The organism is Nitrospira sp. Nam74 (genome assembly GCF_965152615.1).
Genome location: NZ_OZ224220.1, coordinates 1,680,797 through 1,699,208, shown reverse-complemented (window position 1 = coordinate 1,699,208; position 18,412 = coordinate 1,680,797). Strand labels below are relative to the sequence as shown.

At 56.1% G+C, this 18,412-nt stretch carries 14 protein-coding genes; 6 read left to right on the top strand and 8 right to left on the bottom strand.

The window, feature by feature from the left end; all coding sequences use genetic code 11:
- Positions 1-437: 437 nt before the first annotated feature.
- The 4 genes from ACWHYZ_RS08155 to ACWHYZ_RS08140 all read right to left on the bottom strand — a co-directional run bounded on the left by ACWHYZ_RS08155 (position 438) and on the right by ACWHYZ_RS08140 (position 10,254).
- Positions 438-5,342 (bottom strand): hypothetical protein, encoded by a 4,905-nt coding sequence (locus ACWHYZ_RS08155; RefSeq protein ID WP_447986783.1) that lies wholly within the window; start codon positions 5,340-5,342, stop codon positions 438-440.
- A gap of 419 nt (positions 5,343-5,761) precedes the next feature.
- On the bottom strand, positions 5,762-7,174 hold the full coding sequence (locus ACWHYZ_RS08150; protein ID WP_447986782.1) for a sigma-54-dependent transcriptional regulator: 1,413 nt from the start codon (positions 7,172-7,174) through the stop codon (positions 5,762-5,764).
- On the bottom strand, positions 7,150-9,180 hold the full coding sequence (locus ACWHYZ_RS08145) for a sensor histidine kinase (protein ID WP_447986781.1): 2,031 nt from the start codon (positions 9,178-9,180) through the stop codon (positions 7,150-7,152). The genes ACWHYZ_RS08150 and ACWHYZ_RS08145 overlap by 25 nt, the downstream gene beginning before the upstream one ends.
- Before the next feature lie 411 nt (positions 9,181-9,591).
- A complete protein-coding gene (locus ACWHYZ_RS08140; RefSeq protein ID WP_447986780.1) occupies positions 9,592-10,254 on the bottom strand; it encodes a 2OG-Fe(II) oxygenase in 663 nt (220 codons plus the stop codon).
- A gap of 297 nt (positions 10,255-10,551) precedes the next feature.
- Between ACWHYZ_RS08140 and ACWHYZ_RS08135 the strand changes: the two genes are divergently transcribed.
- Positions 10,552-10,929 (top strand): response regulator, encoded by a 378-nt coding sequence (locus ACWHYZ_RS08135; protein ID WP_447986779.1) that lies wholly within the window; start codon positions 10,552-10,554, stop codon positions 10,927-10,929.
- Positions 10,930-10,961: 32 nt separating this feature from the next.
- Here the strand turns inward: ACWHYZ_RS08135 and ACWHYZ_RS08130 are convergent, their stop codons facing one another.
- The 4 genes from ACWHYZ_RS08130 to ACWHYZ_RS08115 are packed head-to-tail and all read right to left on the bottom strand — an operon-like array spanning position 10,962 to position 12,714.
- Positions 10,962-11,120: a hypothetical protein gene (locus ACWHYZ_RS08130; protein WP_447986778.1), complete on the bottom strand. Its 159-nt coding sequence runs from the start codon at positions 11,118-11,120 to the stop codon at positions 10,962-10,964.
- Positions 11,121-11,161: 41 nt separating this feature from the next.
- Positions 11,162-12,070, bottom strand: coding sequence for an SPFH domain-containing protein (locus ACWHYZ_RS08125; RefSeq protein WP_447986777.1), 909 nt, complete (start codon positions 12,068-12,070; stop codon positions 11,162-11,164).
- Between the two features lie 13 nt (positions 12,071-12,083).
- The gene (locus ACWHYZ_RS08120) at positions 12,084-12,473 is read right to left on the bottom strand and encodes a hypothetical protein (protein WP_447986776.1); all 390 of its coding nucleotides are present in this window, start codon (positions 12,471-12,473) and stop codon (positions 12,084-12,086) included.
- A 4-nt stretch (positions 12,474-12,477) separates the two neighbouring features.
- The gene (locus ACWHYZ_RS08115; RefSeq protein WP_447986775.1) at positions 12,478-12,714 is read right to left on the bottom strand and encodes a hypothetical protein; all 237 of its coding nucleotides are present in this window, start codon (positions 12,712-12,714) and stop codon (positions 12,478-12,480) included.
- Between the two features lie 676 nt (positions 12,715-13,390).
- Between ACWHYZ_RS08115 and ACWHYZ_RS08110 the strand changes: the two genes are divergently transcribed.
- The 5 genes from ACWHYZ_RS08110 to ACWHYZ_RS08090 all read left to right on the top strand — a co-directional run bounded on the left by ACWHYZ_RS08110 (position 13,391) and on the right by ACWHYZ_RS08090 (position 18,411).
- On the top strand, positions 13,391-15,325 hold the full coding sequence (locus tag ACWHYZ_RS08110; protein ID WP_447986774.1) for an ATP-binding protein: 1,935 nt from the start codon (positions 13,391-13,393) through the stop codon (positions 15,323-15,325).
- 6 nt (positions 15,326-15,331) lie between these two features.
- Positions 15,332-16,720 carry a sigma-54-dependent transcriptional regulator gene (locus ACWHYZ_RS08105; protein WP_447986773.1) on the top strand — a complete coding sequence of 463 codons (1,389 nt, stop codon included), beginning with the start codon at positions 15,332-15,334 and terminating at the stop codon, positions 16,718-16,720.
- Positions 16,721-17,114: 394 nt separating this feature from the next.
- The gene (locus ACWHYZ_RS08100; protein ID WP_447986772.1) at positions 17,115-17,498 is read left to right on the top strand and encodes a CBS domain-containing protein; all 384 of its coding nucleotides are present in this window, start codon (positions 17,115-17,117) and stop codon (positions 17,496-17,498) included.
- A gap of 3 nt (positions 17,499-17,501) precedes the next feature.
- Positions 17,502-17,981: a phosphate-starvation-inducible PsiE family protein gene (locus tag ACWHYZ_RS08095; RefSeq protein ID WP_447986771.1), complete on the top strand. Its 480-nt coding sequence runs from the start codon at positions 17,502-17,504 to the stop codon at positions 17,979-17,981.
- A gap of 208 nt (positions 17,982-18,189) precedes the next feature.
- Positions 18,190-18,411 carry a hypothetical protein gene (locus ACWHYZ_RS08090; protein ID WP_447986770.1) on the top strand — a complete coding sequence of 74 codons (222 nt, stop codon included), beginning with the start codon at positions 18,190-18,192 and terminating at the stop codon, positions 18,409-18,411.
- Position 18,412 lies beyond the last annotated feature (1 nt).

The following is an 18,412-nucleotide window of genomic DNA, read 5'->3' as shown; positions in this document are numbered from 1 at the left end:
ACTCCTTTCGACATGATGAAGTGTAGTCAACCTATCGTAATACCAAAGCTTGTTTTCTCCTGAGCACCACGCCGGCTAACAATCAGTGCGAAATCGCTCTTTCCACAGCGAGCGGTTCCGCTCATGTCGTCTCTTTTGCGAACAAGATGTTACATGACGTCTGAAGAAAGCGCGTGGTGCCTGACCTTACCGAACACCAAGACATACTAGCCAACCTTACGTCCTGACAACTTACCGATGCGGTACGGCGAAGGTGCATAAAGACGTAGCCGGCACAGACCATCCTGTCGGTGACAAAGGAACAAACAGTCGTGTTGTGCTGAACTTGAAGGGGTCTACCTGTGTTAGAACGGATCGTATTCTGAGGGGATGATGTCAACGAGACCGATCGGTCGGGGGGAGCGCGAAGCTCCCCCCGACGATGGCGTACCGAAGGACTATCGTGACGTCATGTTCGCCGAGACAGTGGCTCCCAGTTGAGAGGGATCCGACTCTGTGCGTCGAATATTCGTCGTCCCATTGGACAACGGCATGACCCGCTGGTCGCCTCCAGGCAGCACCCGCAGATACCCCCACTGACCCGATTGAGAGTACGGCAGCCGCTGATTGCTCCAGATATAGTCGCCTGGAATGCGATACTCGCCGCCGGCCGACTTGATAAACGCATCAAGTGTCTCCGATCCGGCGAATTCGACGACGCTGATGTCGTCCGCACCGCCCATGAACGGCTCGATCGGCCATTCATGCTTCTCGACACCAAACATGCCGTTCTGTTCGCTGCTTGCGCCGAACACGTGAATACGCACCGGATCACCGGCATGCGCCTCGATCATGGGCGTCACGGGATCCTCGGGCTTATCCGCCACGCACGGCTGGAACATTTTTCCGAGCGTGCACCCAGTTTCCTCCCTGAACTTATACGGCTCCGAGCGGTAATTTACACCCGTCAAGCCGGCCGCATTTTGGACGTACGGCATGAAGCTCGTTCCGATGATGTTGTCTTCGTCCTGGAAATACAGGGCGGCATCCCGGTAGTTGGCCCGCGTCTCGTAGCCGGGAATCGTCCGGTCGACAATGACATCCGCGATCCAACTATTCTTGTTCGAGATGTCCGCACCGGTCTTCGGGTCCCTGTACTTTGCTCCCTTTGGCCCGATGACGATGGCGCCGAATAACCCGTTGCGTGGATTCAGCATCGGATTGCCCCAATCCCAGACGAGCGACGCGATCTCGCCCAAGAATGGATCGGCATAGTAGGTGTACACACGCGTCTCACCCGGGGCGATGGTCTGATCCCCTGGGTTTCGACCGACGTTGGCTCCGAGGGAGTCCTTCGGGTCGAACGCAAGACTGATGGCCGAGAATGAGGCCCGGCTGTTCTTCATCTTATTCGTGAGCTTCACCTTAATGCAGTCGCCGATATTGGCGCGCAACGTGAGCGGCATCGGTTGAAGTCCGCCCGCCACTTTGGCGACGTCTTCCTCCAAGGCATAGATTTTTGCCTCTGGATTTGCGATTTGGATCTTCCGCTCGAAGTCGACTTCGACTGCATCCGGAGCTTTCGGATTGAACTTCATCCCCGGATAATCCATCGCCACCGCATTAAATGCTCTCACAGGGGCGTCTGCTGGACACACCGGCAACGGCTTTGGAATCTCACTTCGGCTCGTGTATCCGGCCGGAAGCTTTTGCAGATCCGGCACTTCCTTATCATAGACGCGCAGAATGCCCCACGCCCCTTCGGCGAAGTGGGAGTCGCGTCCATTAAAGTGAATATAATCGCCTGGCTGGAGTCTTGGTCCTCCTGCCTGTGGGACAACCAGATCATACCGCTCGGCGATACCGACATGGATGGAATTCTTCCGGTTTGCGTCACCGGCGTAGCGCTCCGTGAGGAACGTATGACCGGACACCGTCCAGACAGACGTTTCGTTCGCCATGGTCTGAAGTAGCCGGAACACCACCGTGTCGCCCAGATAGGCGCGCAGCAACGGCGTATACGGATCGCCGTGGATCGCGCTGCTGAAGATCTGCGAGTAGTCGCCATTGTTCTTCAACCTGGTCGCAATCGGTTCGGCCCTGAAATTCAATCCGCTTCCGGTCGTATGGGTCCCTCCATTCAGGAACGACATCGGCGATGGTGGAATGTGTTCAGGCATTGGAAAGGAAATCGTCTTTCCGGCCTCAAGCGCCACCTCAATCGGTTGCCCCGGTGGATTTCCCTCCGTGACCAGATTCACGGTGTGCGGCACACTGTCATGAACCTGGACCATCAGCTCTCTAAAGCTGCCATTGACACCGTAGCCAACCGGTTCAACGGTGCGGATATCCGCGATGGGTCCGCTACGAATCTCCTTCCCGGTCTTGGCATCATGATAAGTGGATCCCACCGGTTCGATAATGATGGTCCCGAATCCACCATGGCCCCAGGTGACACGACCGAGCGCGTGATCGTGCCAGAAGACGGTACCAACATCCGAGTCGACCCAGAACCGTTGCCGCACAAATTCAACCGTCACGATATCGCCGGTCGGGTGCGCGTTGCGCAGCGGCCGATAGAGTTCGATCGTATTGCCCTTGATGGCTTTAATGCGACCGATCTCGTTGCCGCCCACATTATCCGCTCCGATCAGGATCTCGATGTTCGGATGGTACTGTTTGGCATTCTTGACCGTGATCGCACGATCGCCTTTCTTCGCCGGCTTCGTAAAGACCGAATTCAGCGGAAGCGGCAAGCCCTTGTTCACCTTCTTCTGCATCATCGTGAACGGCCGAACCGACTGTTCATAGGAGAACCCGGTGATCACGCCGTCCGACGACTGATTGTCGAACTGCAGGAAGTGCCAATGTGTGTTGATCTTGGAGGAATGGAAGTTGGTGACGTCGTCGTCCTCCCACTCGCTGGTCAACATCCAATCAATGCAATCGTAAATATTGGCACGGACCACCAACGGATATTTGCGGTCGTTGTTCTTTTTAATTTCCTCTTCTTCTTCATGCAGAACATAGATCAATCCGCCCTTATCCTCGATCGCCGGCTGATCGCCCCGCTTCTCGGCCAAAATCATCGGCGTATGGACGAAGTGGACGTTGTAAGACTTTCGGCCCGCGTTCTCAGGGCACATGCTCCATCGCCCGTTCTCGCCCGGCTTAGCCGGGTAGGAACTCGGCTCGCCGTCCTCATCAAGATGGATCGGCTCAAGCCACGGCGAAGGGTTGTGATTGCCTGAGAACGGCACACGCCTCCCGAAGTGCGGCTTCAAATGCGGCCAGGCGATCTTTCCTGTCTGCGGTTCAAAGAGAATGGGCAGCCGCTTGCCCGGTGCAGGCGACTGATAGCGCGGATTCGGAATGGTGTTCTCCGGCTCCGTCATAGCACGATTGCCGTCCCACGCCCAGTTCAGCACACTGGCATCGTACGAGAGCGTTTGGCCCTTTTCATCGTCCGCGTGCCCCGGCTTCCCCTGGGGCGGCAGGAACATCGAGACCCAATCCTTAATGTTCACGACAGCCGGCGTGGCCTTCCAGTTCGACTTCCCCTTATCGACAATCGTGAACTGTTTGCCGAACCAGTCTACCGTCTTACCGACCAGCCGATCCGACGTGACTCCGGCTTTAATGCGTCCCTGCCGATCGGGCAACTCACGCAGATCGGGCATCGTATCCGTATGAGTGTCTCCCTGCTGCAAGACGTTGTAGACGCGCCAATATCCCCACATACCGGCGATATAGTGATGCGCGACGTGGCAATGAAACAGAAAATCCCCGGATAATTGTTGGCACAAGCCCGATCCGCACTCCGTTTCCAGATCGACTGTTTCCGATGGACCGATCACCTCGACGTCCACTCGATCCGATTTCGCCCGGATGACCGGATACTTCACGGGACCATTTTTAGCGGCGTGCCACATTGGCATCTGATCGACGGCCCGCGGACTCCGCGGCCAGCGGATCGAGCCGCCATGCGGGTGATGAGAATGGAACACTTCGGACCCACCGTGCACCAGCCGGAACTTGGCGGGATCGCCGAGATAGCTACGAGGCACTGTCGTGGCCGGGTCGCCGAACGTATAGGCGCTGTAGGCCATCGATTCATCTTCGAAGCCGAAATACTCGTGTTGCGTCTCCATGTTATCCACGCCGAACGGCTCACTGCGATAGTTCAGCGCGCGCGCCACCGGTCGGTACACATCGGTCAACGGATCGCGCTGCGGAATGAAATCACCGCGCTTATTGACCGGACGAAACGCCTCGTCTCCCACTTCATGATAGACGAGCACAAATTCACGAAAGTCAGGGCCCGCCCCATTTTTAATGATCGCTTGCCAACCACTGGTCATCGGCGTTAACTCGCCGGCGCCAAGCGGGTTGAGATATTCCGAGCCTTTTGGTTCTACCACAAAGGTGCCCAGCAAGCCCATCACAGTTAACTCACGGTCGTTGCTATAGCTATGAAACTGCCGGCCACCTTCCTGCATGGTCGGTGGAATGTACCATTCCAAGTCCACGCTCTTACCCTGCGCCGCGACCGCATCCGAGTTGGTCGTCAACGCGGGCTTCCCGGTCGCGCTGACGATCGTCGTGGAGCCATGAATATGGAGGCTCACATCTTCGCCGCCTTCGAGCTTGTTCTGCAGCGTGATCTTGATACAGTCACCCTGATTGCCGCGGATCACGAGGGGCTGGATCCAATTGTTCTGCAGACCGGCCGCCACGTCGCCGGGATCATAGCCCTCCTTGCCGCGCGCCTCGCGGTTATGCTCTTCCTCCTGGCGGACCTTGTCGATGTTCTCGGTGAGCACGTACATATACCCGGGATAGTAGTCGAGCCATCGGTTCAGCGTGATCTCGACGTTAATCGCCGAGACGTCATACTTCTTCACCGGGGCACTGGCCGGACACTGTCCCCCGAGAGACGAGATCGGTTCCGTGCCGGTTTGCGACATCAAGAGAATATCCTGACCCCCGGCGCCATACTGGTGCATCATATTCATGTCGTTGAAGAAGCCGCTTGTTCGCTGCAGGTCGGCATCCTTCGCCATCTGATCCATGACACGTTGATGCTGTCGTTCCATCATGGACGTACGCTCAGCATGTCCTTCCATGGCATCTTCGACAATGGTTTGCCCCTTGAGCTTTTCCGCCCATTCGGGCGAGCGATGGACCATGGTCTGGACCGCGCCTTCCGAGGAGAGTGCGGCGTGTGATGCGGCGCCTCCCGCGTCATGGCCTCCCGCTCCCGCCTGAACAGACATTGGCACGGCGACACTCAGACCGACGATCGCCATGAGAAATGCTGTCGCGATTCGATTAGACTGCATGCTGGTTCTAATACCTCTCATTACGCCTCCTTAATACAGTAACGGTCACGAGCAATAAGACAGAAAAGAGGTGGAGGGATCCGCATTGCACGGTGAAACGAAAGGAGGCCGGTCCTTGTCATTCCTATCCCTCCACCAAATGTGACAGATGTGACATAGATGAATAATCGTCGCGTTAAAGGCTGCTGAACAAACCGGCCCATATCAAGCAATCTTTGTTCCCCGGATTAATGGAAGGACGGATGCAGAAAGTGATTGAAACTATTGATGTAGCGAATGCGGCCTTAATGGTGAAAGAAATGAAGACAGACAGCCCAATCCCATTGCAATGGCGCCGCGTTCGCAATAGCCACTAATTACGATGGGGCATGAAGTCCCATGGATGGGACGCCAACGCCCCATATCGGCAGATGACAGTGGATAGAAAGATGCGGGAAATACTAAGAGGGTATCCGAAGACCATGCTTCTTGACCATCCGCTCGATGGTCTTCCGATCAACGCCGGCCTCCTTTGCCACGCGGCCCATGTGCCCTTGATGACGTTTCAAAAGATCCGACAGAAACTGACGCTCGAAGGACCGGACGACTTTCTGCTTCGCCTCCTTGAACCCGTTTGCGCCTTCAGGAGGTCCCGTGGAGTGAAGTCGAAGCTTCTGAAGCTTTTCCGGCAAGTGCTCGACATGAATGGTTGGACCATCGGCAAGCGCCGCGGCCCGTTCGATGACATTCTGCAATTCGCGCACATTGCCTGGCCAGTCATAGCACGAGAGGAGGTCGAGCACTTCTGCATCCAGCATGAGCGGCCGCCCTTGAAAGGACGCGGCGAAGCGGGCAAGCAAGGTCGTCGCCAGAAGCGGCACGTCGCCTTCTCGCTTCCGGAGCGGCGGCAATTCAATCTGGATGACATTCAACCGGTAATACAAATCGTGACGGAATTGCTCTGATCGGGAAGCCTCCGCCAGATCGCGGTTCGAGGCGGCCACAATCCGGACATCGATATTCATAAACCGTGTTCCACCCACCCGCCGAACCTGACGTTCTTGCAAGACCCGAAGCAGGCGAGACTGCAGGACGTCACTCATGGCACTGACCTCGTCGAGGAAGACCGTCCCGCCGTCGGCAATTTCAAACAGACCCGGCTTGGAAGCATGCGCGCCCGTAAAGGCGCCTCGCTCATGGCCGAACAACTCGGACTCCAACAGCGTGTCAGGCAGGGCGGCGCAGTCCACCGGCACGAACGTGCGATCCGCACGGCCGCTATAGGCATGAATCGCACGAGCGGCCAGCTCCTTGCCGGTGCCGCTCTCGCCGTAAATCAATACGTTTGCCGCAGTCGGCGCCACCCTGCGGATCAGGTCCCCGACACGTCGCATCGCGTCGCTGCTGCCAATGATCGGGTCGTGCTGAAATACTCGCGAAGGCAAAGACGGTCGAATCCTTTTGACGAGCCCGCGCTCTGGATCACTCCCGTCGGCATGATCAGAGACCTCACCAAATGCCCGTTTGGTCACATCCTCCAGTTGCGAACTTGAGAACGGTTTGGTGAGATAGTCAAACGCGCCTTGACGCATAGAAGTGACGGCGGTTTGGACGGTGGAATGTGCCGTGAGCAGAACCACCTGCACGTCGGGATCCAACTGTTTGGCTGCGTTCAGAATGCCGATGCCGTCCAAGCCGGGCATGCGCAGGTCGGTCAGCACGAGGCCTGGCCGCTCTCGCTCCAACACGTCGACGGCTCGCAACGAGTCCTGCTCGATGAAGCACTCATACTGCAGGCGACTGAGAATCCGCCGGCAGTTTTCCAGCGCTTCAGGCTCGTCATCGACAATTAAGATCTTGCCGTAGATTCCCATACCGATTCCTCGTTCGTCGTCGTCCCGTCACCGAGTGCGGGCAGATGAACGGTAAAGACGGCGCCGGTCTCGCCGTTGGCGATGTCCAGGCGTCCACGATGCTCCGCAATGATCCCGCATGTCAGAAACAAACCAAGACCATTCCCCTCTCCCGCCACTTTGGTCGTGAAAAACGGCTCACAGACATGATCGATCGCATCCGGGGGAATGCCCGGGCCGTTGTCTCGAACAGTCACCGCAACCATGCCTCCCTCCGCCTGATTGCTTCCACGCGATTGCACGATAATGTGCCCCTGCTTGCCAAGCGGCTGAACGGAGTCAATGGCATTATTGACCAGGTTGAGAATGACCGTTTCCAGCTTTACGCGATCTCCCATAATCGGCGGCAGCGTCTCGGCCAGATCGGCCGCAATGGTGATCCCTTTGGACGACGCGCGTTCACCGGCGACCGCCAAGCCGCTACGGATCACACAATTGACGTCGACCGGTTTCAGTGTCATCGCAGTCCCACGAGAGAGCGACAACATGCTGTGCGTGACCCGATAAATGCGTTCCGCTTGTTTGCGAATCGCCGATAAGTCACCGGCCAGATCATCCGGAAGCGGCGCGTGAAGAGCCTCGGCCTCTATGCATTCGATCCTATTCAGAATAATGCCGAGAGGATTATTAATCTCATGAGCAATCCCACTCGCCATCTTTCCCAGGGCTGCCAATCGCTCCGACGTATCCAGTTTCCGCATGTGGCGCGTAACCTCGGCCGTCTTTTCGTCGATCCGGCGGGTGAGATCCTGGTTTAAGGCTTCCAATTCCACCCGAGACGTTTTTAAATTGTCCGCCATGCGATGAATAGCAGTTCCAAGTTCTTCGAACTCATCCCCTGTTTTGATCGTTAACGGCGCATCATACCTGCCCTGGCTGATCGCTTCCACTCCCTTACGCAGCACCTGGATGGGCTTCGCAATTCGAGCGGCCACATACCGACCGATCGCCGCCAATAGTCCCACCATCACCAATCCAATGAACGTGAAATCCCATAATTGTTCACGGATTGGGGCATAGGTTTCGGAGGGGTGCTGCCGGACGAACATATGCCACGTATTGTTCGGTTTGCCCAGGCCCCGGACGGGAGCAAAGCCTACCACGGTGTCATAGGCGCCATGCGCGTCATCCTCGGCAATGCCCCATCCCGGCTCATGCGACACGATCATCGCCATCAATTGTTGATGAATCAGGTGCGCCGGCCTCGGGAGCACCGGACAGACCAGCGGTTGTCCCGCCGAATCGAACAACATAGCGTGGCCCGTTTGTCCAATACGAATTTCCTTGATCATGGCGAAGAACCCATCAAACCGGTATGAAGCTTTAATGGCGCCGATGATCGTCCGTTGATGATCGTCGAAAATGGGCACGGCAATATCGATGGTTTCTTCAGGAGTCCGGAACGATCCGTGCTGACCCGGAATGAGATCGCTGATATAGACATGGCCGGACTGCTCACTCTGTATGTCCCGCCACCACGGCTCATTTCCGAAGAAATACCGATCCGGCTCGGAACTGGCGGCGACGATCGCGCCGTAGCGATCGGTGATCATGAGTCCCACCACCTTGTCGTCGTCCCGGACCTTCGTCTCGACGAGAAACCGTGATAATTCAGAACTCAACAACCGCGTGGAGACATCAGTGCCTTGTTCCCACGCACGACTACGCTGGTGGATGACGTCAGGTATCGAGGAGTGGACCGGATAGGAGAGATTGGCGGCGGAAACGGGCTGGCGAACGCGCAACGGAGCAGATGCCAAAAGTCGTAAGGCTTGGACTTGGCTGTCCACGAGCATCGTCACGCGGTCGGCCGTCTGCGAGGCAATGGCTTGGAAGTTTCCGCCAATGCCGTTTCGCAGCGACCGCATGCCGGACATCGAGGCGAGCAGCAGGCCGATGAATAACGGAATACACCCGACGAGAAAAAACGCCAGGACGATTCGTCTTCTGATCGTACGAATTCCCACGCCTCATCCTTTTAATCTCAAGAGCGCCTATTGTATCCCAGCGAGAATTCATGAGCCAAGCGTGGTCGGCGAATATCGCGACAAACGCTCTCGGAGAGTCCTGGTAACAAACATCACGGTTCTACCTTGTATTCAATTGAGGACGGAGCGGTGTGTTTTGTTGCCGGTCGCTAAATACGAGTGTCGGCTCTCCCTCTCCATCTAAGCTCAACACCACGCGCGTTTTGCCATCGATGTCCCGGATGGCCAACCCCGATTCGTTGGACAAACCTAGCCATACCTTGCGAGTTTCGTGCTGATCCAGGAGGGCGAGATAGGGCAGGCAAAGCTCAAGCCGCGGGGTTGGTGCGCCTTAAAAGTAGCGAGTGGAGCCGGCAAGCGTCGCCAGAGGACGCCCCGATCAGCCCAGGATCAGTAAGGATGCTCGGTCATAAACCAACCGGCGATGGACAGTCGAGCATGGTCGCCACATACGGCGTCGACCCGACACACTCGATGGAATCGAGGAACGGTAAACAGGACCAACGATCCCGGCTTGGGAAGAATACAGTGCGTCACTGAAAGGTCACGAGGCTGATCGGTTCGTTGGCGTTGTGCGGAGTAGATGATTAACTCGCCGCCCCAATCAGGCTGCCATTCTTCATGGACGTAGGCCACGACCGCGATGCGGCGGAGTGGTGGTGGTTTTTGCTTTGTGGATGCCGATGATGGCTGCACTGTGTCATCATGCGTCAAAAGAGCATCCCCGGCAGCATACGAATAATAATTAAAGTTCATATGCCGGCCGATAATGTTGGGAAACGATTCCACGTATCGCATGATGCAGGACAGCGACAGCCGCTGAAGAAACATCCTGGCTTCCGCTTGACCAATCTCGCTCTTCTTCCAGTTTCCGCAGTTCGGAAAATCCCGGTAGACCTGCGGCATGTCCTTCAGGGACTTCCAGATGGCTCGGTCCATTCCATCTCGAATGACCTTCCGCTCCCCCGGGGACCAAAAGCCCTCTACGACCAGCACCGGATCATCATGAAAGGAGAACGCCTCATCCTTGAAGTCCTGAAGTGTAGTGTTCATGCTTGACTCTTCATTGCTGTGATCACACGATGTGCCAGCCGATTTTTCCTACATTGTTGCAGGTCGCCTTGACGCCTGTCCACCCTCGGTCATGGCTCTTTCCGCCTGGTATTCATTTGGCACATGAGCGCAATCGCACGGTCAATACCGTGCGATCATCTATAACACTCGGCAAGTCCAAGATTACATGCGATGCGCCTGATGGCATCCGATTCCTTCACGAATATTGCAGCGTGCATGACCTATAGGCCAATACGTTCGGCTTCATTGTGGCAGGCACGTCAGCGGAGCTTCCTTATGGCTAGCTTGAATAGAGTCTTGATTGTAGATGATGACGAAGCTACACGGCGAGCACTTAGTTTCTGCTTGGCTTCTTTCGGCTATGAATCGACGGAGGCGTCTGATGGCATCGAGGCTTTGAACCGATTACAAACGGGGACCTATGCCCTTATGATTGCCGACTATCGAATGCCTGGGTTGAATGGTCTTGAACTGTTGCATATCGTGAAAAGGACCTGGAGCATACCCGTCTTGTTCGTGTCGGGAGACCTCTCTGAGGGAGAAGAGCTGGTGGCTAGGTCGAATGACGCCTCTGTGCTCCGCAAGCCGTTCGATACCTCGACGCTCATTCCCATGGTCAAATTGGCACTCCTGAGAGGAGGCATCACCGGATGAGCGGCATTCCTCTTAGCGTCTTCTTTCTCTCCCTAACGGATCGCGTGTCGCCACGGCACACGAAAGGCTTGTCCTCGACTGGTATGGAAGTCGGCATCTTCGATGTGTCGCAATTCACGCAACGTCGGCCTTGGGGACTCGAACCCTTCTCGTCGAGAAGCCTCAATCATCACAGCGCCCATCACGTGCACAAGACCTCATGACCTCCTAGTCTGTTACTTGGCTTGGGCCATTATTGCGGTTCGCTCTCTCCTTGTATGAGCGGTCGTGAATCGAAGTCCGTCTGAGGCAGCGACCGAGTGTGCTGAGAGTCGGCATTAATAATGACGGGCATTTTAACCTGATCGGGCACAAGGACCACCTTCGAATTCGGGCTGTCATAGAGCTTGTAACGAAGGTATTCAGGCGTTAGGGTCTTGGTAATCTTCTCCTGGGCTCTTGCCTGTCCTTCCGCGCGGATTTGCAACCCCTGCGCCTCCCCTTCGGAGCGGATGCGAATCGCATCCCCTTCTCCCCGGGCGCGGCGGCGCGCGATCTCAGCGTCCTTTTCTGCAATAGTCAGTTCGAACTCTTTCTGCTCCTTCTGTTGCTCTTTCGCCTGCTTTTGTTCGATCGCGCTCAAGACAATTTGTGGAAAATCCACATCTGCCAGGGCGATACTCTGAATCTCCAAGTGACGACCTTTGAGCTTTTCCACCACCACCGCTTGAACCTTATTGGAGACCTCCACACTTTTCTCCGGGACGGTGACCATCGGATAGCCGGAGACGACACTGCGCACGGCGGCCATAAATTCCGGCCGGACAATGCGTGAATAGAAATCCGATCCCACTTCTTGCGCCAGAAAGTGAATCTCTTCTGCAATCGGCCGCAAAATGACCACCGCCTTGATGTTCACCTGCAGATCGTCGGCGCTTAGCGCATCGACGTTTTCGCTGTAGCTCTGCCACTTCACGTCATACACATACACATCGTTCCACGGCGCCCGCCAGTAGAATCCATTTTTCAGCGGTTGAGACGACAAGCCTCCTGTCAGCGGATACCACCGCAGCCCGCGCTGGCCGGGCTGTACGGTCGTCCCGCACGCGGACGTCAACATCAGCACGACCACCAGAGACAAGACCGCCAAATGATGTCGCATGATTCTTCCTCCCTCATCGACGTGATTCGTGAGGAGCCGTCGGGAACCGCGGCGCCGGGCGTCCTTCGGCCAGCTTCATATGCTGTTCGGCCAGGCGCTCATGTTCAAATGCGGCATCTTCATACGACTGGGCCAATAGACGCGTGCCATTTACCCATTCCGATTCGGCCCCAAACAGGCTCGCATAGATGAGCATGCGCCCATGAAGCTCCTCAGCTTTCTGCCGATAGCCGGCGGCCTCGCGGCTGTAATATTCGGCGATGCGCCATTGGTCCTCTGATGGATCCATGGTCGAAAGATCCAGCGGAGGGCCGAATCCCACACAACTGTAGAGCGCGAGACTCGACAAAAGGACTACCCATGGTAGACACGTTGATTTCGCCGCCTCATGGCCAACCTGCATGATCTTACCGCTTTTGCTGCCACGTCGCCGGCTTCCGCAGTACCACTTCGTAGTCCAAAGGCAGCGCCGACATGTCGATCTGCTGCCGTTTGCGTAAACGGTTCAAGGCTCCCAACAGATCGCGCCATCGATGTTCCGGCACAGCTTCTGCCAGCGAGGTGAACGTCAACTTTCGGTGCTTACCGAGTATGGCGAGAATTTGGCGTTCAATGTCTCCATTGAGAACGGGCTTGTCCGACATCTTCCCGCCTCCCTTGGCCTATCGCAACGACGACAGTCTTTTTTCCAAGAGCACATCAAGAGCACATAAATGTAATGCAAACCCCAGTCCTTACTTTCAGATAGGAGCCATAGATGGAATCAGCGATGGGAAAGAGCCTCGAGATCATGAAGATGACCCACAACTCGCACCGTGCTGTGAGTTTGGAACGAGACAGCATTGATGTTATGACAGGGGCCTCTAGTGTTCTGCGCACGGTGCGCACGGTGCAATAGCGCTCGTTTTCGATTCCCTGTTCTCCAGGCCCTTATCATGAACATCCTCCAACTGGCCCTTCCTTTGCTCTCCGCATAGCATATCGATTACCCGCTTTACCGTAACGTCCGCGGGCCATGATCTTTCTGAAATGCTCTGCACCGCCTAATTCTCATGGAGCCGTGGCGCAATAGCCATTCTCAGGATAACACATCAAATGGATATCAAAACCGCGACTAATGACCCCGTCCTGGCGGAACACCGCCTAGCTGAAAGTTGGAGACGCTATAGCCAAAAGGGACCGCAGTCGTGGGCAATCGCCAAACAGACACAGACGTTAGTATGATGAAGAAATGATACGGAAGGGCGTGAGAAGTACGCTCACCGTTGCATTTCTTTGCTCGCCTTCTTAGGATGATCTTGACTGGAGCCCGAAGTCGTCATGCGACAACGCATTGTCCGGTTTTTCAATAACTTGCCCATCGAGCGCAAACTTCTTTTGACATCCGTCATTCCGCTCATTGCGCTTGGGCTGTCCAGCGTCTTGACGTACCAGAGCGTGCGTACATTTGCCGAGGACGAGGAACAGCTCAATCGCGTCTACCTTACGCAGCGGACCGCATCGGAGTATATGCGCTTGGTTCTGGAGCTCAACTCCGGATTTCGCGGCTATGTCATGACCCGGCAGGATGGTTTTCTCGAACCCTACCGTCTCGCTCACGATCATATCACGAGCGTGGGAGACCAGCTGGAGGAGTTGCTACGCGACCACCCGCCGCAAGCGAGCATCGTGCATGAGGTTCAACGTTTGGCGAAAACCCTCATGGGTGAGAAGGACACGTTGATTCAGGCAGCTAGAAAGGGGCATTCGGCTGAGGCGATCCATTATGTGGAAGAAGGCCGCGGGCGGGCCATCATGCTGCAGATTCGTGAGCACATGACACGCTTCGATCATCTCGAACAGACGGCACTGAACGATGCGCTGGCGAACATGACCGAGGCGAGAACCTCGATGACGAGCAATATTCTGGGTGGCATCATTCTCGCTCTAGTCTTTATGATGTTCGCGCTTCATTTGATTGCGCGTTCGATTACCGGCCCGCTGGTGACGCTGGCGAAATCAGTAAGGTCGAAGTCCGGATTCTCTCCACCGAACGTGGCGGTGTTGGATCGCCGGGATGAATTGGGAGAACTCACCCGCGTTATGAATGCCATGAGCGAGCAGGTGCGCAACGATTTCCTCAAGCTGCGGCAATCGGAGGCCGATCTGTTGAACCTCAATCGGGACCTCGCGTCCTCGGAGTCCAAGTACCGGAGTCTAGTGGATCATGCTCCATTCGGGATTTTTACCACCAATGGGATGGCCATCACCTTCAGCAACCGCTACAATCGCATCCTGGCGGGCCTCAATCCAAATCAGGAGAGCGACCCTGAAACGTTCCGGCAACAGATTCACCCTGAAGATCGAGACCGGGTGTTGGGTGAATTTGCCGAGGCGGTCGGAGAGAACAAGCCGTATGAAACGGTCTTTCGATTTCTCCATCACGATGGAACCGTTCGGAAGATTCTGAGCCGGCGTATTCCTATCCGGGATGAACAGAACCGACTCATCATGTACCAGGGCTTCAACATCGATATCACGGCACTCGACCAGATGCAGGTGCAACTCAGCCGCGCTGAACGGCTGGCCACGCTCGGCCAAGTGGCGGCCGGCATTGCGCACGAAATACGCAACCCGCTGGTCGGCATCGGCTCCACGGCGGCCCTCTTGCGCGATGATTTCGAACCGAACGATCCGCGGAGAGGCGACCTGGATGTCATTTTGAATGAGACGAGACGGCTGGACCGGATCGTCAACCAGATTATCGATTATGCGCGGCCTCGAGAAATCGCACCGGTCGTCTTTCATCTTATCGACATCGTCCAAGAGGTGCTGAAGTTGTCGGATGCGTCCATTACCGAGAAGAGACTCACCGTCAAGACCGTGCTGCATCCAATGCTGCCCGTGCTTCAGGCGGATCGGGATCAAATCAAACAAGTGCTCTTAAATGTCGTTCAGAATGCCATCGAGGCGATGGACACGGAAGGCACACTCAGCATCGCGGCGTTCGAGTCGCGGCGCGCGGCGGAGGAAGGCATGGTTCTGACCGTCTCGGACACAGGCGCCGGCATCTCCTCTCAAGACCTTGCCCATGTGTTTCAGCCGTTCTTCACGACGGGAAAATCGAAAGGCACCGGCTTGGGATTGGCCATCTGTCGCAATATTATCGATGCGCATGCCGGCGATATGCAGCTCACCAGTCAACCGGGACACGGGACGACCGTACGCATGTGGCTGCCCTTACGGCAGCACCCCCGGCTCACGACGTTTTCATAGGAGACCATGCGCGCACGAATTTTCGTTACAGACGATGAGCCGGCGATTCGATCCGCCGTCGTCAAACGGCTGATGCGACGACAGCATGTGGTATCCGGATTTGACTCCGGCGACACGCTGATCAGCGCACTCGACCATGACATTCCGGACCTCATCCTGCTCGATCTAAAAATGCCCGGGCTCTCGGGCCTCGATACGCTGAAAGCCATCCACCCCAAATCGCCTCAGTCGCTCGTCATCATGTTAACCGCCTATGGCACCGTGCAGGATGCGGTGGAAGCGATGAAGCTGGGCGCCTACGACTTCGTCATCAAGACGGTGGATCTGGAAGGCTTGGACCAAGTGGTCGATCGGGCACTCGAACTGCTCGCGCTGCGTCAGCGGCTGACGTACCAAATGGAGCGTGAAGGCGACCAGTATGCGATGGATCACCTCATCGCCGAAAGCGCTGCCATGCAACATCTCGTCGGTCAGATTCGCGAGTTGTCCCACAATCCCAAAAGCAACGTGCTGCTCCTGGGCGAGACGGGCACCGGAAAAGAATTCGTTGCGCGCGTCTTGCACCACAACGGGAGTCGAGCCTCAGCGCCATTCGTCGCCGTCAACTGTACGGCGATCCCGCGCGAGCTGTTTGAAAGCGAACTCTTCGGACATGAACGCGGAGCCTTTACAGGCGCGCATCAGCGTAAGGTCGGCCTCCTGGATCGTGCCGAAAGTGGGACACTGTTTCTCGACGAGATCGGTGATCTCGATCTGGGGATGCAAGCGAAGCTACTTCGCGTCTTGCAGGAGCGGACATTTCGGCGCGTCGGAGGCACGGAAGACATTGCCGTCGATTTTCGCTTGATCGCAGCGACGAATCGGGATCTCAAAAAGGAAGTCGCCCGCGGGGCCTTTCGTGAAGATCTGTACTTCCGCCTTAATGTCGTTACATTCGAGCTGCCGCCGCTCCGAAAGCGTGTCGAGGATATCCTGCCGCTGTCGATGCGCGCCCTGGTCCATTATGGACGGGAATTCGGCAAGGAGGTCACCGAAATCGACGCGGAGGCGCGCGCCATTCTCGAACGCTATGCGTATCCCGGCAATATCCGGGAGCTACAAAACATTATCGAACGCGCCATGATTTTCTGCCATGGACGCACATTAACCGCCAGCTATCTCCCGCGAGAGCTTCATGAAGCCGCGACGCATACGGCGGTGGCGGTGCCGCAAGGCGACCAGCAGATGGTTCGCGTCGAGATGGTCCTGGGCAAACAGACGCTCGCCGATGTGGATACCGCCATCATCGAAGAAGTCCTCCGCGTGGCCGGCTACAACAAGAGTCTCGCGGCAAAATATTTAGGCTTGACCCGATTTGCGCTTGACCGTCGGTTGAAAAAGATCGGCGACGAATAGGCCGGTCCAGCAATCGTTTTTTTCATTGGACAGGCCTCCGCCTTTCACTTCCCCGTACCCTTCTCAGCTTCCACAATTAACTCCTTCGTTACAGTGCGTTGATCTTGCGGCAACACACACGCGCTATTGTTCCTGCTGATCATAGTCCTAAGAGCGGAGGGTCGTATGCTTAACCTAATCGAATGGACCTGTGTGGTTGCTGTCATCGCGTCAGTAGGTGCTCCCCTATGTTATGCCGTCGCCACCTTGGATGGTTTGCAACACAAAACGATGTATCCGCTCTTTCGAGTTATGCAACACAAAGGGCGTCTGTCCTCAACCGAGACGCCATCGTCTCAGCATTCATGACAGGGGGTCGGCCTGGATGCCGTCCCCTATTAACCAAGGAGGTGTTATGGTCACAGCCATGTCATTGATGAAGCGAGATCTCGCAAAGGTGGCTCACTCAGCCACCGTGTTGGACGCCGTCAAAATGATGTGCGAGCGGAAAATCGGAAGTGTGTTCATCGAGCAAAACGACAGGATCGTCGGCATCGTGACGGAGGCCGATATCGTCCGCCGGGCGGTCGGGGTCGGTCACATGCCGGGATTCATTCCCGTTTCCACGATCATGAGCAGCCCGGTCATCGGCATCGACGGCACACGCCCCATCACCGAAGCAGCCGATTTGATGGAACGCAGTCAGACACGGCATCTCGCGGTGATGCAATCCGGCGACATCGTCGGCGTGCTGTCCGTCCGCGATTTGCTTCACCCTGTCTCCATCGATGAGTTTTAACACATGATCGAGTCAGTGCGGTTGTCCTCCCTGCATCCTTTGATCAACCGGGCAGCCGGTATGGATCTCACCGCCTGGTGGATCAAAGGCATTAAGCTGGTCCTCAGCTTTCTCATCCTGACCATTCTTCTGGCGCTCACCGGCGGCGTGATCAAGACTCTCCTGGACCTGACACTGCTGCTTCACAACCCAGTCGAAGTGGCGCTCCGCCAGATCATCATCGACACCTTGATTCTCTTGGCCGTCGTGGAAGTGTTTAAGACGACGCTCACCTATTTTTCAGAGGGACGGGTGAAAGTCACCTTTATCGTGGACACCATTCTAGTGGTGATGCTCACGGAGGTCATTTCCGAATGGTTTAAGGGGGTCCACGTTGAGCAATTTGCCATTCTAGGCGTCATCCTTCTGGCATTGGCGGCAATTCGAGTGTTGGCCGTACGATTTTCGCCGACGCCTGGAGAGACCGTAGCGGATGTTTTATGACATTCGTCGTATGAGTTTACACATCGATAACAAGGTCGTAATGCAGTGATGACCAAGCCATGGGACAGTAACGCGTGCCCTTGCCCACTCTTTCAATGCCGGGGGCGGTCCCTTCTAGCGATTAACAGAAGCCAGCATGACAACCATCTCATGGAAGCATTCCAATCTGCATGGCACGGTTCTTCTTTTCTTTAGAAGGAGAGACCATATGTCCATACATTCATCGCAATCAGAAGCGCTTATCTTGGACGCCTTGAGGGGTGGAGACCCCATTCTTTTAGAGCAAATCACGGAGCGGATTCCTGAACTTAGCTGGAACGAGTTGTTCCAGGCAGTAGATACGCTGAGTCGCCGAGGAGATCTCATTTTGCGGCGAAGAGGCTTTGCCTACTACCTATCCCTTCCGCATATGAGCCGCGTATCGGCATAGG

Excerpts from the sequence above, each read along its gene's own strand:
- ACWHYZ_RS08105 (WP_447986773.1), top strand. The coding sequence starts at position 15,332 with ATGCGCGCACGAATTTTCGTTACAGACGATGAGCCGGCGATTCGATCC.
- ACWHYZ_RS08100 (WP_447986772.1), top strand. The coding sequence starts at position 17,115 with ATGGTCACAGCCATGTCATTGATGAAGCGAGATCTCGCAAAGGTGGCT.
- ACWHYZ_RS08120 (WP_447986776.1), bottom strand. The coding sequence starts at position 12,473 with ATGCAGGTTGGCCATGAGGCGGCGAAATCAACGTGTCTACCATGGGTA.
- ACWHYZ_RS08135 (WP_447986779.1), top strand. The coding sequence starts at position 10,552 with ATGGCTAGCTTGAATAGAGTCTTGATTGTAGATGATGACGAAGCTACA.
- ACWHYZ_RS08115 (WP_447986775.1), bottom strand. The coding sequence starts at position 12,714 with ATGTCGGACAAGCCCGTTCTCAATGGAGACATTGAACGCCAAATTCTC.
- ACWHYZ_RS08110 (WP_447986774.1), top strand. The coding sequence starts at position 13,391 with ATGCGACAACGCATTGTCCGGTTTTTCAATAACTTGCCCATCGAGCGC.
- ACWHYZ_RS08095 (WP_447986771.1), top strand. The coding sequence starts at position 17,502 with ATGATCGAGTCAGTGCGGTTGTCCTCCCTGCATCCTTTGATCAACCGG.
- ACWHYZ_RS08090 (WP_447986770.1), top strand. The coding sequence starts at position 18,190 with ATGTCCATACATTCATCGCAATCAGAAGCGCTTATCTTGGACGCCTTG.
- ACWHYZ_RS08150 (WP_447986782.1), bottom strand. The coding sequence starts at position 7,174 with ATGGGAATCTACGGCAAGATCTTAATTGTCGATGACGAGCCTGAAGCG.
- ACWHYZ_RS08140 (WP_447986780.1), bottom strand. The coding sequence starts at position 10,254 with ATGAACACTACACTTCAGGACTTCAAGGATGAGGCGTTCTCCTTTCAT.
- ACWHYZ_RS08125 (WP_447986777.1), bottom strand. The coding sequence starts at position 12,070 with ATGCGACATCATTTGGCGGTCTTGTCTCTGGTGGTCGTGCTGATGTTG.
- ACWHYZ_RS08155 (WP_447986783.1), bottom strand. The coding sequence starts at position 5,342 with ATGAGAGGTATTAGAACCAGCATGCAGTCTAATCGAATCGCGACAGCA.